A 12,131-nucleotide genomic window follows, 5' to 3' on the forward strand; every position below is an offset into this window, starting at 1 on the left:
GGCGGGGCCGTGACAACCGGGTGGAGGGCGTGAATTTGGGAGGGAACCGCGCGCCTTGCGCGTGGGAGGAACCGGAATTCTCGACCGGAACCGACGCCACAGGCGGCGCTTGCCGGTTTTCTCGGACCTGCCAGGATGGCAGGCGGATCAACTGGATTTGGAAACTGTCAGGGCCGGGGTGAGCGGGCGTCAGCCCGTCGATCCCCTGCCCTGTCTAGCGCTCAAAGCGAGACCGGCGCATCGCCGGGATCACACAATTCAGCCTGAACGAAACACTCGTCGTGTTTACACGGCCAATGTAACTGCTGCCGCAATCGGGCGGAGCCGCTAGACGTGCGGGCCCTGACGTAATGCCGATAAGAGAATGGACAGGAAGAATGCGAGAAATGACAGAATAATATTGCGGCCAGAACCGCACCTCCCATGCTAGGCGTGAAACGAGCAGATTAAGGACGATGCAATGACAGAGCCGATGAATCCAGAACTGCTGAGGGTGGTGGAAAGCGATATGGCGAGATGGGTGCGCGACCGGATCGAGGTATTGCCTGGTCGGGCGAAATTCTGTGCGCATAATGCCGTGCGAAGCCTATACTGGGCGGGCGGGATCGCTACGCTCGAAAGCACGACCTATCGCGAAGGAGAGCGCGGCTATCGTGTACCGGCAACGTTCTTCCTGATGCACGCGCTGGAAGAGGCCGTGGCCGCTTTCATCGCATGCGCCAAGAAAAGCGGCTATACGGCTCTAGCCAAGAAGGTCAGCCCCAAAGACCACGTCCATAAATCAACGCTGCCCTGGCTCTGCGGCCAAATCATCGAATTACTGGGTGCCTACAAGATCGGTTTAGCCTATCAGGCCGATCATGACCGGATTGCGGTCAGATACGAGGACAATGGACAGGTATCATATCAGGTTGCATCAATGCGCTTGCTGGGGTCCGTAGACCAAAACGGCAATTCCAGCGCGTCTTTCGCGGATGATGTATACGCCCGTTTCACAAACGAGAAGGATGTCCATCGGCTTTTGAAGGAAGGCTCCGGGGGCCGAAACTATCTCATTTATGCAGATGATAATGGCTTTCGTACCGGCCCCTTGGACCTTGAACCTGAGCTGCGGGAAATAGCCGTAACCGTGATTGGGATACTCTGGGCGACAGTGGATATGTGGAAACACAAGGACGAGCGTATCCAGCTTGTCGAAATCATTCTCAAAACCACCCATGAGCTTGCCGAAGCGGCAAAGTGAATGCCGCCTCGCGTGTGACCAAAAGCTGGCTCGCGCCAGCGCTATTACAGCCCGAACCGGCTCAGGACGCCACGCCTACGTTCTTGACCGTCCAGAAGCCTTTTCTCGAATTCGATATTCGACGGCAGGCTCACCACGGTCAGACGCCACAACGTCTTGTCGTGCGGCCAGCTCGGCGGTCGCCAATCCTGACGTTCCACTCCGACGATCTCCATGCAGTCTGGAAAGTGCAGCCACGGAACCTGCTCGCCACTGGGAGAGTCGCCGACCTGCTCCTGTGGGGCATCGAGGAACGTGAACCCGTCTGCCTCCGTCCCGTCCAAAAAGAGGAACCGTGCGGTTTCTTCCTCACCTGGGCAAAGCCCGCTCACGGCAACCCAGTCACCGCAGGTCGGGGCCTTCGCGGCGACGAGAACAACGCGCCATTTCTTCATCTTGGCACCTCTCTGCAAATGTCTTTCACCGTTCTCTGTCGCGATCGCGGCCCTGCCCACGCTCAGACGCATTATCACGCCCACGCCCGAGGATGTCATCCCGCCGCCCCTGGTCACGGCCCTCGCCATCACGGGCGACGATGTCCCGCTCGACGGCGGCGGCATCACGTTCCTGCCCGATATCACGCCCACGCCCAAGGATGGCGTTCAGACGCTCCCGAATAGGATCGTCGGACGGGGCGCGCTCCCGCCCGACATCCGGCGCTTGCACCTCAGGTCGATCAACGTCGCGCCCCAACACTGCCGCCCGGCGCGCATCCATGTCGCCCCGCTCCGCGCCTGCCTGCGGCCTCTCAACCTCACCCATAACCCTCTCCTTGATCCGTGACATCGCCGCTTCAGCCCGGCCCCAAAGCTGATCCAGCCGCTCGCGCGCGGTGGCAATGAAGGCGCGCCCGCGCTCCATCAGCTCTAGCCGCAATTCTAACTGCCGCCAGCCCAGCTCCTGGCGCTCAGCATTGCGCGCCTGCGCCGCGCGGAAAGCCTCGCCACGCTCGGTGACGATCCCGCGCTTCTCCTGGGCATTGGCCGATGGCCCGATTTTTGGCTCGGGCTCCCGGCTGAGCTCGACCACTTTTTTCTCGTGCTCAAGCGCCAGCTCTTCCTGCCCGCCCCCGCGCGCCCGCTCGACCTGTTGCTCGGCCTCGGCGCGCTGAACATCAAGGGACCGGTGGTCGATCCGCTCCGACCGCCCTGCCCGCTCAAGAGCCGTGTTCGCATCCCGAGCCCAGGCTTCGCGCCAGCCCATCAGCAGGTCCGGCGCATTCCAGCTGCGATCCTTCCTCCCGAACCCCTCGCCGGTCAGCTCCCGCATGGTGAGCATGACATGCGCATGAGGCTGACCTTGGCCATCACGGGCCTTGCCCTCGTGAACGGCGACATCCGCGATCATACCGCGATCAACAAATTCTCGCTGCACGAATCCGCGCAACAACTCCAACCTCTCGCCCCGATCAAGCTCGCGGGGAAGAGCCACTTCGATCTCGCGGGCAAGCTGGGCATCGCGCCGCTTCTCGACGGCTTCGACGGCGTTCCAGAGCTGGTCTCGATCGCGCATCCAATCGGGCGCATTCTCGGGGGCCATGATCTCGGAATGCACGACCCCGCCTTTGCGAGAATAGTCATGCTCCAACCCCTGCCGCTCATCCCGCAGCCGCCCAGCCGTCCGGTAGGCGGCGGCTGCGACCGATGACCGGCCCCCCGCCCGACTGATCACTTTCGCACTGAGATGGTAGATCGCCACGCTTGGGACGCCTCTCTTCAAAACAGGGTCCAGCGCCTGGTTGCGCTGGTCGGGAGCGCGAGGGTGAAACCCTCGTTCAGGCGGCATCGCCGCCTTTGGGGGGAAGCCGTCCGGCGCGGGGGTTTACCCCCATGAGGACGCGCACGTTGTCGAAGACAATGTATAAGCGCGCATTTAAATCTTTTCAACCTATCAATCCGCCACTACATTCGCCCCGATTATTCCCGAGGTTTCCCCATGTCCCAAAGCCGCCCGACCGACGCCCGGATCAAAGAACTGGCCGAGAAGAAAGCTCAGCTCGACGCCCAGATCGCGGCGCTCGATGCCCGGCGGCGTCTGTCTGAGAAGAAAGACGAAGACCGCCTCAAATGGCTCCTGGGCACTTTGGTCTTCGACCGTTTGAGCGCCGAACCTGCTCTTCAGAGCATCGTGCGCCGCGACCTGCCAGACCGCCTCACCCAGCGGGATCGCGACCGGGGGCTCTGGCAGATTCTGTTTCCCGATAGCGACGAGGACCGGTCATGAGTTTTGTTCTGGAAGCCCGCCACTGGGTGATCATGATCGGTGCTGTGATCCTGGCCGCTGCCGCCCTGATCCTCGCTCCGCAAGCGGTCGCGATCTACCCGGTGACCACCTATGCCTTCCCGATCATCGCCATGGCCACCATCCTTGACACCCTCGGAACCGCCGCAGAGCGTCACAGGACGCCCTTGAAGATCCTCGCATGGGTCTGCCTGTGCGTTGCCACCCTCACAGCCCTGACGCCCCTCAGAGGCCCGCTCAGCGATATACTGGCTACAACCCGAGCTTGGACTGGCACAGGCTGGCCCCTCCCCCGCGCAATCTGGGAGGGTCTCAAGGGACTGGCGCGGTATTCTGATCCGCAGAAACAGGCCATGGCGATCTCCTTCGCGCTCGGGGCCTTCGGCGTGGCTGTCGCTGTCAGCACCCCGCTACTGGCGATCTTCAATCCGCGCATTGGCCGCAACCGCAAATCCCGCACCGGCCCGTGGCAAGCGGGATGGATGGACCCGCGTGATGTGGCCCAGCTGAAGCGCAACAAGACCGGCCTGCCCCTCGCCCTGCACAAGGACAAGCTGCTGCGCTACGTCAAGAACGATGCGAAGGGCTGGCGCGGCGGGCATCACCTCGTCGTCTCCGGCACACGGGGCGGCAAGGGCGTCAGCGCCGTGATCCCGGCGATCCTTGATCACCAGGGGCCGGTCGTAGTTCTGGACATCAAGGGCGAGAATTTCGCCGTCACGCGCCGCCACCGGGAAGAGCTCGGGCGCAAGGTGGCCGTCCTCAACCCCTTCGGCCTTGTCGAGGACGGACAGGATCAGTTCAACCCGCTCGACTACATCCGCCCCCATGAGCTGGCGCGCGACGTGGCCCTGGTCGCAGACGGTCTGGTCAAACCGGAACAAGGCGATGGGGCGCACTTTTCGGAAATGGCCCGCCAGTTGGTCGCGGCGGCGATCGAAGTGGTCGTGACCCAGGAAGAGCCAAACCGGCGCAATCTGATCGCCGTCGCCGATCTGCTTCTGTCCGCAAACCTCGACGGCACGCTTGAGGCCTGGGCCGAAAACGCCGACCTTGTCGGCCACCGCCCTGCCCAGACTGCCGCCACAATCCTGCACGCAGGTGACCGCGAACGCGGGTCGATTCAAACAGCGGTCTCGAAAGCTTTTGAGTGGATGCAGTCCGACAACATGCGCCACTTCTTGGCCGGGTCCAGCTTCCGCATGGATGATCTTCTCGATGATCGGGTCGATCTCTTCATCGCTGTGCCCCTCGATCAGGTGGACAAGCAAGCGATCTTCATGCGCCTGTTCATCAACCTCGTCCTGGGCACGGTCGTGCGCCAGGACGGGCGGCGCAAAGTCACGGCTCCGATCCTGCTGGTTCTCGATGAATTCGTGCGTATGGGCCGCATGGAGCAGATCATGAACATCGCCAACGTCGCCGCAGGGGCCGGTGTCGAAGCGCTGTTTGTTACCCAGGATACGGGTCAGGTCGAAAAGGCCTATGGGCCAAACGATGCCCGTTCGATCTTCGGCTCCTGCATTACCAAGCGCGTCTTCAACCTCAACGATATCGAAACCGCTGAATGGGCAGCGCGCCACCTCGGAGAAAACACTGTCTATTCTCAGCAAATTCGAGAGGGAAAGGCCCCAAACGAGGGTCGGGACTTTTCCTACTCGGAGCAACGTCAAAAGCTCATGACGGCTGAACAGATCACGGGCATGAAGGCGGATGATCTGCTGCTGTTGGTGGGGAACCGCAACCCGCTCAAGGCGAAGCAGAACCTGTATTTCAAGAGCAAGATCTACCGTGGAAGGTTCGATCAGAACCCGCTGAATTGAAAGTTGGGCGTTAGAATTTTATTAAAGGCTTCGTGTTCTGAGGGAGTTAAATAGAGTTATAATAGAGTTACACCTTGGAAAATGGCCAATAATACCTTGAAAAAAATAATGTTTTTTAGAAGGGCGGTGTGTGAAATGACGAAGTTTGGTGTGTGAAATGACGAATCTGGGTGTGTGAAATGACGATGGCTTAGAAAAGTTATCCACAGGCTGTTGGTGTGTAAAATGACGACTCTTGACGATCGGTGTGTGAAATGACGATAGTGAGCCATGGTGTGTGAAATGACGAATCGTGAGCTGAGCAGAGGGTGTGTGAAATGACGAATGCACGCTCCCCGCTCCTGCCGGACCGGCATCCGCAAAAAGACCTGTTCGTTTGCGACATTGTGGACGCGGTACCGAAGGGCGACATGGCCTCGATGGAACATCCAGTGTTTACCCTCTCGACCAAGCCGGACATGAAGCCGCGACGCTACCAGAATGGTGATAATTCGATTGAGGTTTCACCGTCACGCTACGGGCTGGCCACAGTCCATGACCGTGACGTGCTGATCTACTGTATCAGTCAGTGCATGGCTGCACTCAATGAAGGCCGCAAAGTCAACCGGTCGATGCGGTTCAAGGCTCATGATTTGCTGGTGGCGACGAACCGTCAGACCTCGGGCCAAGGCTACCAGCTCTTGAAGGATGCGCTGCGGCGTCTGCAAGGCACGCAGATCGAGACGAATATCCGCCAAGGTGGCAAGGAATATTTTAAGGTGTTCGGCCTGATCGAGTCCGCGGAAATCGTTCGGGAGACACGTGACGGTCGGATGCAGGATGTCGAGATCACACTGTCGGATTGGGTGTTTGATGCCATCGAGAACAATCATGTTCTGACATTGAACAAGCAGTATTTTTTCCTCCGAAAACCGCTTGAACGGCGGCTCTATGAACTGGCCCGTAAGCATTGCGGCGCACAACCCAAGTGGAAGTGTGGGCTCGAACTCTTGCGCGACAAGTGCGGGTCAGGCTCAACCACGAAAGAATTCAGGCGATTGATTTCGAAGATCATCGAGGATGACGCGGTGCACGACCATCTCCCCGACTACACCATGAGCATCGAAAGCGATAATGTTGTCTTTCGCCCCAAGGGGGCTGAGGCGGTGGTCGCCCCCTCCTTCCTGGCGTTGCGGTTCAGAAAACCAGACACACATGATGAGGCGCGGCGTCTTGCGCCCGGGTGGGACGTCTACGTGCTGGAAAACGAGTGGCGGTCATGGGTGCATGACAAGGCTATCGACGTGAAGGATGCGGATAAGCACTTTCTGGCCTTCTGCAATAAGCGAGGCGCATACCAGAATTAAAACGCACAAATGTGGGTTTGTGGCTTTACGCTTTCCCACGAATGTGGTGAGGTGGACTCATGATCATATCTTTCCTGAACCAAAAAGGCGGCGTCGGCAAAACCACCCTATCGGTGAACGTGGCGGGCTGTCTGGCACGCCAAGGCCACCGGGTGCTTCTGATCGACGCTGACAAGCAAGGCTCGGCCACAACATGGGCGAGCCTGCGCGAAGATGCGCCCTTCCAGGTTGTCAGCATGGCACGGGCCAATATGGCGCGGGACGCGCTAAAGCTTGCCCAGGACTATACTCACACCATCATCGACGGCCCGCCTCACGCGGAGGAGATTGCACGATCTTGTATTGTTGCATCGGACTTTGTGGCGCTGCCTATCGAACCGTCCGGTCTCTCGACGTGGGCATCTGACCTGACAGTGCGTCAAGTTAAAGAGGCGCAGGAATTCAAGCCATCCCTCAAATGTGGGTTTGTGGTTTCCCGAAAAATAGGGAAAACTGTCATAGGTCGAGATATTCGCAACATGGCTGCCGAGGCGGGTTTGCCAATCCTAGCAAGTGAGATCGAGCAACGGGTGGCCTTCGCTGAAGGTATGACCATGGGGCAAACGATTTTCGAGTGGGCTGGCGATAGCAATGCGGCCCGCGAGATCAACCAACTAACGAAAGAGATTGAGCGGTATGTCGAAGAAGACATTTTCGGCGGCTCCGAAGCCGAAGCAGCAGCCAACGGATGACCAAATCCTCGCGTTTGAACGTGGCGGGGCAGGGCATGACACAACACGGGCAGACAAGCCGGTCGTCAAGACCGTGCCGGATGAGCCGACCAAGCGCCTGAGCCTGGACCTTCCGGCGAGCCTGCACACGCGGTTCAAGACGGCGTGCAGTGCTACGGATCGGAAAATGGTTGGTGAACTCCAAGCCTTCATCGAACAGCGTACGCAAGAATTGGAAGAGGATGCGGGCATAACCCGCAAATGAACAAAAGCACAAATGTGGGTTTGTGTGAAATATCGTGCAGGCGGGATTTGTGGCTTAAAAACAAAGGGGAGGGCGGCGGCGCAAGAAACGTCACCGCATGATGAGAATGCATGCAGAGCTGAGAACGAGAGAAGCCCTTGGGCCATTCGGCCCGGTCGAAGAAAAGAACGCACCAGATGTGTTGTACACGGCGGGTGATACCGCGCTTTTGACCGAAGGCTCGCGCGTGGCGATTGTCGGCTCAAGAAAAGCCACCTCGGACGGCATCAAACGAGCACAGGCTGTCACTCGTGCCTTGGTGCAGCAGGGCATCATCGTCGTCAGCGGCCTAGCTGAGGGCATCGACACAGTGGCGCACAGAACGGCGATAGAAGAGGGCGGGCGCACTATAGCGGTGCTCGGCACGCCCTTGTCCAAAGCGTACCCGGCCACAAATGCCGGTCTACTTGAAGAGATCAAGCGTGATCACCTAGCGATTTCTCAGTTTCCCGAAGGTTATCCAGGCAAAAGCGAGAATTTCCCGCGCCGCAACCGGACGATGGCGCTCATCTGCGATGCAACCATCGTGATTGAGGCAAGCGAGAAGAGCGGGACGCGCCACCAGGGATGGGAAGCTATCCGGCTTGGCCGCGATCTCTACTTGCTTGAGAACGTCGCAACCAATCCGAACTTGACTTGGCCGAAGCAACTCATCGAGTACGGAGCACAAATCCTGCGCCGTGAAGACCTGCCCGATATTCTGCTCGATATTCCGAACTACACTGCTGGGGGCGTTCGTGCCTTCGAGCTATGAGTATGGCACCTTCGCCAATTATTCTCCACGCGGTAGCTCTGAGCTATCTGTGACCTCCCGAAAAGCCTGTGGCGCGATCAAGGCTGGCCGGGTCGATGTCATCGCCTCTGCCGTTCCGCACCTGCAAGACTCGAAGGCAAACGCTCTGCGGCCTTTTCTCGGGCCTGATGTCACCTTGGTGCCGGTGCCCCGATCCGCGCCGCTCCCGGAAGGGGCACTTTGGCCTGCGAAGGTGATCTGCGACGTGTTGCACGAGCATGGGTTTGGCCAGGATGTGCAAACCTATCTGAAAAGAACGAGGGCCATACCGCGTTCGTCGAACTCACCGGCGGCAGAAAGACCACTGGTCCCTATTCACCTGGAAAGCATTGAAGCGGAGAGGCCGTTCTTTGTGCCGAATAAGATCACCATCGTGGATGATGTGCTTACCATGGGACGAACAAGCTTCGCCTGTGCAGAGCTGCTACGAGCTGTTTGCCCTCACGCAGAAATTCGTATCTTCGCGATGATCCGGACCCAAGGTCTGCACGATGATATCCAGAAGGTCGTCGATCCAGCCACCGGTACTGTTATTGGCTATCCATCAGGCAAGACTCATCGCGAACCGTGAACCAACAAAACCACAAATGTGGTTTTGTTGGTTCACCCGCGCATCATCATAGGGGCCTGTTTTCGGATGGGGCAGAATAGTAAGCCTATCGCTGCCGCCTTCTTTGATGCCTGCCGATCCTAATACGTGTTCCACGCGCTTGCAGCTCATGTTGCATCAACAAGGCGAAGCGGTTTGCCCACCCCTCTGTGTGAATGAGGCGGTCAAACTTGCTGGTCGGTAGCTTCAGTATCTCGCTTCGGGGTTTTTGCGACAGTGTGGCCCAATCGCCATAAAGAACATACAGCGCGTTTCCGTGGCGCATGTTCTCGAAGACGACAAGATCGTCGGCATACTTCGCACCGATGTAATGATCATTTCCGCCCAAGCCCTTCAAATACTCGATTGGCTGGAATTGCTCGAACAACTCAAGCCGTTCCGTGATCGTTGCCAAGTCAGGCGGGTTTCGACCGCCATTTTGCTGAATACGCATCGCTAGGTCGGCAATCTGTCCAGGCGGGAAAACGTCCCACCGAAGCTGACTTGTGAAAACAAAGTCGGGGTTTTCTGATGCTGCTACAGCACTGACGCCGGTGTTCTCCTGGAGCAGGTTGACTGCGAAAAGCAGGTCCTCTTCAAAGCTGGCCGAATGTTTGGAAAACACTTCATCAATCGAGAAGACGATACCGAAACGGCCATCGTCCAGAACTTCTTGAACGGAAACCTCGATTTGGAAAAGGTAAGGTGGATAGCTGTCAGTCTCATACACCTCACGCGGAATGGCGGCGGTAGTCCAGCCGTTGCGGGCTGCATCGCCGTAGATCGGAATGTCTCGGTAAAAATATTTCCGATGCTTAGGCAGGTCCTTACGAGTGACCGTCCAGCCTTCACTGTTCCGCTTTGACGTGGTGCCGACATTCATAGGCGGCACAACTTCCCAGCTTTGCCCGACCTGAAGCGTTTCATGCTTTAGGCCGAGGTGGGCATAGGTTCCTGCGACTACATCGTCAGTGCTGATCCTCTTGCCTGCCAGGACCTTGATATCGTCCACCACAATCCGTTGAAGCTCCACGCGGATTGATTTCGGTAGTGTCCGAAACTTCTTTTTCCATTTGCCCATGAGGCCTCCTATCTATGCGCCGCTGATAGATACAACCATCTGTGCCCAGCAAGATATCTCATACAACATTTGGTATAAAGGCGCAAAACTTGCAAGATCTGAGGGGCCGCCAGATGGTGGGGTAAAGCAACCGGTCAGCATATAACTTAGCCCGAGGTGAACCTTTCATTCGCTGCGGATGCATGGTCTTCGACGTATCGGTACAGTGCGCGCGCATATGAAGCTATGCCCAAGGAAGCGGCGCAATCAGGTCGCACCACTCGCCTGAGACAAGTCGGGTCTTTTTTCTCTTAGGATCGGCGGCACCATTTGACCCGGCCTTTCTTGAACCAGAAGTGCGAGCCGCAGTCTTTCTTCCGCCAGACTGAAGGATGAAGGGAGGCCGATCCGTCCTTATGGCGCGTGACAAGCCAACAGGGCCGCTCATCAGGTAGTAGGTTCATCTGTAGGACGCGACCGCAGCCGCACGGGCAGAGCATTGCCGCCTGTTCTTCATATCCGTCTTCCTCGACGATGTAGAGCGTTCGCTTCTTGAGCTTGGGAGGTCGAATGTCTTCAGTCACCACTGTCCGATAGGGAGGGTCGAACCAGGAGAGTATCCCTCTCCACAATAGAAGAATGTAGCTGGTCACCCTACTCATTGACGACGCCTTTCTGCGAGCTCCATGAGGCCCAGTAGCGGCACCTGATCGCCCCGCCCGACCGACCGACTAAGGAGCGGGCAGATGCCATCCTCAGGATCACTGATGAGTTCCATGCTCGCTAGGCTAAACGTCACAGCCGCGTGTTCGGCATTAGCCTCCTCCCGAAATGGGTGAAGCCGGGCCAGAAATTCGTTCACGGCGAGAGAGGAGCCGAACATATTGACGCTGATCACGGCCGGTCGGCTGCCGATACTTCCGCGAATATAGCCGTCCTTGACCTGCCGCGCATGTGCCTCTGGATCATTCCGGCCGAGCCCCGCAGCGGCCACGTCCTGCATCGAGAACAGCCCCCGGCTCATCAGGCTGGACCGGCCCGGCCTGAGATAATTGACCGTGCCACATACCTCAGTGATGCCGCCGCGGCCATCGGCCACGAGCCGAATGCCGATGTCGAAGTACGGGATGTTGTAAAAAGCAGAAACTGCATTCAACAGATAACGGCCGTCAATGCTGTCCATGCAACCAAATACAACATCACACTGCGCAACAGCACGAACAACCTCGGAATCCCACAGGTTTTTCCGGATGGCAATGACACGCGTGCCGAGGCCGGTCCTGTTGATGGCATCGGCGATGACATCAACCTTCGCCCGTTCCTGCACTGCATCAAGCATGGTCGAGTTCAAGATGCGGTTGACGTTGCGCTCTTCCATCGCATCGTGATCGACATTGACGATCTCACCGACGCCGAGGCGCACGAATTGTTCGACCGTCGGGCTGCCCGTTCCGGATGCCCCGATCACGGCGACAGATAGGCGCTGCAAGCGCTCGATTGTACCCTCGTCGAATGCCTGCGCGTGAGAGGCGGCGAAGCACGGTACTGGACCTTGCCTGGCATTCGGGTACCAGAAGTGCAGGTCATCACCCGCAACACTGATACACGCGATTTGCTGAAACCCGGTGCCGTCATAGACCCGGCCGAACATCTGTCCGTCGGGCAACATCACGGCGCTACCGTGGAGAACATCCGCCTCCACCCAGCCCTGTATCATCGGCAGAAGCTGGAGATCGCCGACATCATCGGTTTCTGAGAAAGCCGCATAGCCGCTGGGGTGGCTGTGGACCTTGATCACGGACAAGCGCTCTGCCGCCGCGCGCTCCAGAATGCTGTCAATATAGGAGAGTACCGCAAAGTGTGGGGCAGTTGCTCGGGGCAGGCGTTGATGGCAAGTTCGGGTCATGGCCCTTACAGGAGAAATCGTTCAGTTGAAAGTCCGGCTGCTCGGGATCAGTCCCATGATCTGGCGGCGGTTGCTGG

The 12,131-nt window shown here is 58.3% G+C and carries 14 protein-coding genes; 9 read left to right on the forward strand and 5 right to left on the reverse strand.

Annotation, left to right across the window (positions count from 1 at the left end):
- Nucleotides 1-182: hypothetical protein (locus AC13DE_RS00280; protein WP_483046647.1), on the forward strand; the 182-nt coding region annotated here is incomplete at its 5' end.
- Nucleotides 183-460: 278 nt separating this feature from the next.
- On the forward strand, nt 461-1,243 hold the full coding sequence (locus AC13DE_RS00285) for a hypothetical protein (RefSeq protein WP_483046648.1): 783 nt from the start codon (nt 461-463) through the stop codon (nt 1,241-1,243).
- A gap of 44 nt (nt 1,244-1,287) precedes the next feature.
- Here the strand turns inward: AC13DE_RS00285 and AC13DE_RS00290 are convergent, their stop codons facing one another.
- Both AC13DE_RS00290 and mobQ read right to left on the reverse strand, forming a co-directional pair.
- A complete protein-coding gene (locus AC13DE_RS00290) occupies nt 1,288-1,749 on the reverse strand; it encodes a hypothetical protein (RefSeq protein ID WP_483046649.1) in 462 nt (153 codons plus the stop codon).
- On the reverse strand, nt 1,703-3,067 hold the full coding sequence (gene mobQ / locus AC13DE_RS00295) for a MobQ family relaxase (RefSeq protein ID WP_483046650.1): 1,365 nt from the start codon (nt 3,065-3,067) through the stop codon (nt 1,703-1,705). The genes AC13DE_RS00290 and mobQ overlap by 47 nt, the downstream gene beginning before the upstream one ends.
- A 150-nt stretch (nt 3,068-3,217) precedes the next feature.
- Here mobQ and AC13DE_RS00300 point away from each other — a divergent pair, with 150 nt between their 5' ends.
- The 7 genes from AC13DE_RS00300 (at nt 3,218) to AC13DE_RS00330 (ending at nt 9,070) form a co-directional block, all read left to right on the forward strand.
- Nucleotides 3,218-3,505 (forward strand): mobilization protein, encoded by a 288-nt coding sequence (locus AC13DE_RS00300; protein WP_194098771.1) that lies wholly within the window; start codon nt 3,218-3,220, stop codon nt 3,503-3,505.
- The gene (locus AC13DE_RS00305) at nt 3,502-5,346 is read left to right on the forward strand and encodes a type IV secretory system conjugative DNA transfer family protein (RefSeq protein ID WP_483046651.1); all 1,845 of its coding nucleotides are present in this window, start codon (nt 3,502-3,504) and stop codon (nt 5,344-5,346) included. The genes AC13DE_RS00300 and AC13DE_RS00305 overlap by 4 nt, the downstream gene beginning before the upstream one ends.
- A 317-nt stretch (nt 5,347-5,663) precedes the next feature.
- Nucleotides 5,664-6,692 carry a replication initiator protein A gene (locus AC13DE_RS00310; RefSeq protein WP_238368332.1) on the forward strand — a complete coding sequence of 343 codons (1,029 nt, stop codon included), beginning with the start codon at nt 5,664-5,666 and terminating at the stop codon, nt 6,690-6,692.
- 59 nt (nt 6,693-6,751) lie between these two features.
- Complete coding sequence (gene parA, locus AC13DE_RS00315; RefSeq protein WP_037931658.1) at nt 6,752-7,423, forward strand: ParA family partition ATPase; 672 nt, start codon at nt 6,752-6,754, stop codon at nt 7,421-7,423.
- On the forward strand, nt 7,368-7,667 hold the full coding sequence (locus tag AC13DE_RS00320) for a hypothetical protein (protein WP_416550392.1): 300 nt from the start codon (nt 7,368-7,370) through the stop codon (nt 7,665-7,667). Before parA ends, AC13DE_RS00320 begins: the two co-directional genes overlap by 56 nt.
- 97 nt (nt 7,668-7,764) lie before the next feature.
- Nucleotides 7,765-8,460 (forward strand): DNA-processing protein DprA, encoded by a 696-nt coding sequence (locus AC13DE_RS00325; protein WP_483046652.1) that lies wholly within the window; start codon nt 7,765-7,767, stop codon nt 8,458-8,460.
- A gap of 49 nt (nt 8,461-8,509) precedes the next feature.
- Nucleotides 8,510-9,070, forward strand: coding sequence for a hypothetical protein (locus tag AC13DE_RS00330; protein ID WP_483046653.1), 561 nt, complete (start codon nt 8,510-8,512; stop codon nt 9,068-9,070).
- 85 nt (nt 9,071-9,155) lie between these two features.
- Here the strand turns inward: AC13DE_RS00330 and AC13DE_RS00335 are convergent, their stop codons facing one another.
- The 3 genes from AC13DE_RS00335 to AC13DE_RS00345 form a co-directional block, all read right to left on the reverse strand.
- Nucleotides 9,156-10,169 carry a hypothetical protein gene (locus AC13DE_RS00335; protein ID WP_483046654.1) on the reverse strand — a complete coding sequence of 338 codons (1,014 nt, stop codon included), beginning with the start codon at nt 10,167-10,169 and terminating at the stop codon, nt 9,156-9,158.
- A gap of 290 nt (nt 10,170-10,459) precedes the next feature.
- A complete protein-coding gene (locus AC13DE_RS00340; RefSeq protein ID WP_483046655.1) occupies nt 10,460-10,810 on the reverse strand; it encodes a ubiquitination-like system serine protease family protein in 351 nt (116 codons plus the stop codon).
- Entirely contained in the window at nt 10,807-12,054 is a 1,248-nt protein-coding gene (locus AC13DE_RS00345) for a HesA/MoeB/ThiF family protein (RefSeq protein ID WP_483046656.1), read from the reverse strand. The genes AC13DE_RS00340 and AC13DE_RS00345 overlap by 4 nt, the downstream gene beginning before the upstream one ends.
- Nucleotides 12,055-12,131 lie beyond the last annotated feature (77 nt).

The sequence above is a fragment of the Sulfitobacter sp. L-8 genome (genome assembly GCF_056859255.1).

What these genes read in the sequence shown, in the direction of transcription:
- AC13DE_RS00325 (WP_483046652.1), top strand. Translation starts at nt 7,765, where the DNA reads ATGATGAGAATGCATGCAGAGCTGAGAACGAGAGAAGCCCTTGGGCCA.
- AC13DE_RS00320 (WP_416550392.1), top strand. Translation starts at nt 7,368, where the DNA reads ATGTCGAAGAAGACATTTTCGGCGGCTCCGAAGCCGAAGCAGCAGCCA.
- AC13DE_RS00310 (WP_238368332.1), top strand. Translation starts at nt 5,664, where the DNA reads ATGACGAATGCACGCTCCCCGCTCCTGCCGGACCGGCATCCGCAAAAA.
- parA (WP_037931658.1), top strand. Translation starts at nt 6,752, where the DNA reads ATGATCATATCTTTCCTGAACCAAAAAGGCGGCGTCGGCAAAACCACC.
- AC13DE_RS00345 (WP_483046656.1), bottom strand. Translation starts at nt 12,054, where the DNA reads ATGACCCGAACTTGCCATCAACGCCTGCCCCGAGCAACTGCCCCACAC.
- AC13DE_RS00285 (WP_483046648.1), top strand. Translation starts at nt 461, where the DNA reads ATGACAGAGCCGATGAATCCAGAACTGCTGAGGGTGGTGGAAAGCGAT.
- AC13DE_RS00300 (WP_194098771.1), top strand. Translation starts at nt 3,218, where the DNA reads ATGTCCCAAAGCCGCCCGACCGACGCCCGGATCAAAGAACTGGCCGAG.
- mobQ (WP_483046650.1), bottom strand. Translation starts at nt 3,067, where the DNA reads ATGCCGCCTGAACGAGGGTTTCACCCTCGCGCTCCCGACCAGCGCAAC.
- AC13DE_RS00340 (WP_483046655.1), bottom strand. Translation starts at nt 10,810, where the DNA reads ATGAGTAGGGTGACCAGCTACATTCTTCTATTGTGGAGAGGGATACTC.
- AC13DE_RS00305 (WP_483046651.1), top strand. Translation starts at nt 3,502, where the DNA reads ATGAGTTTTGTTCTGGAAGCCCGCCACTGGGTGATCATGATCGGTGCT.
- AC13DE_RS00335 (WP_483046654.1), bottom strand. Translation starts at nt 10,169, where the DNA reads ATGGGCAAATGGAAAAAGAAGTTTCGGACACTACCGAAATCAATCCGC.
- AC13DE_RS00290 (WP_483046649.1), bottom strand. Translation starts at nt 1,749, where the DNA reads ATGCGTCTGAGCGTGGGCAGGGCCGCGATCGCGACAGAGAACGGTGAA.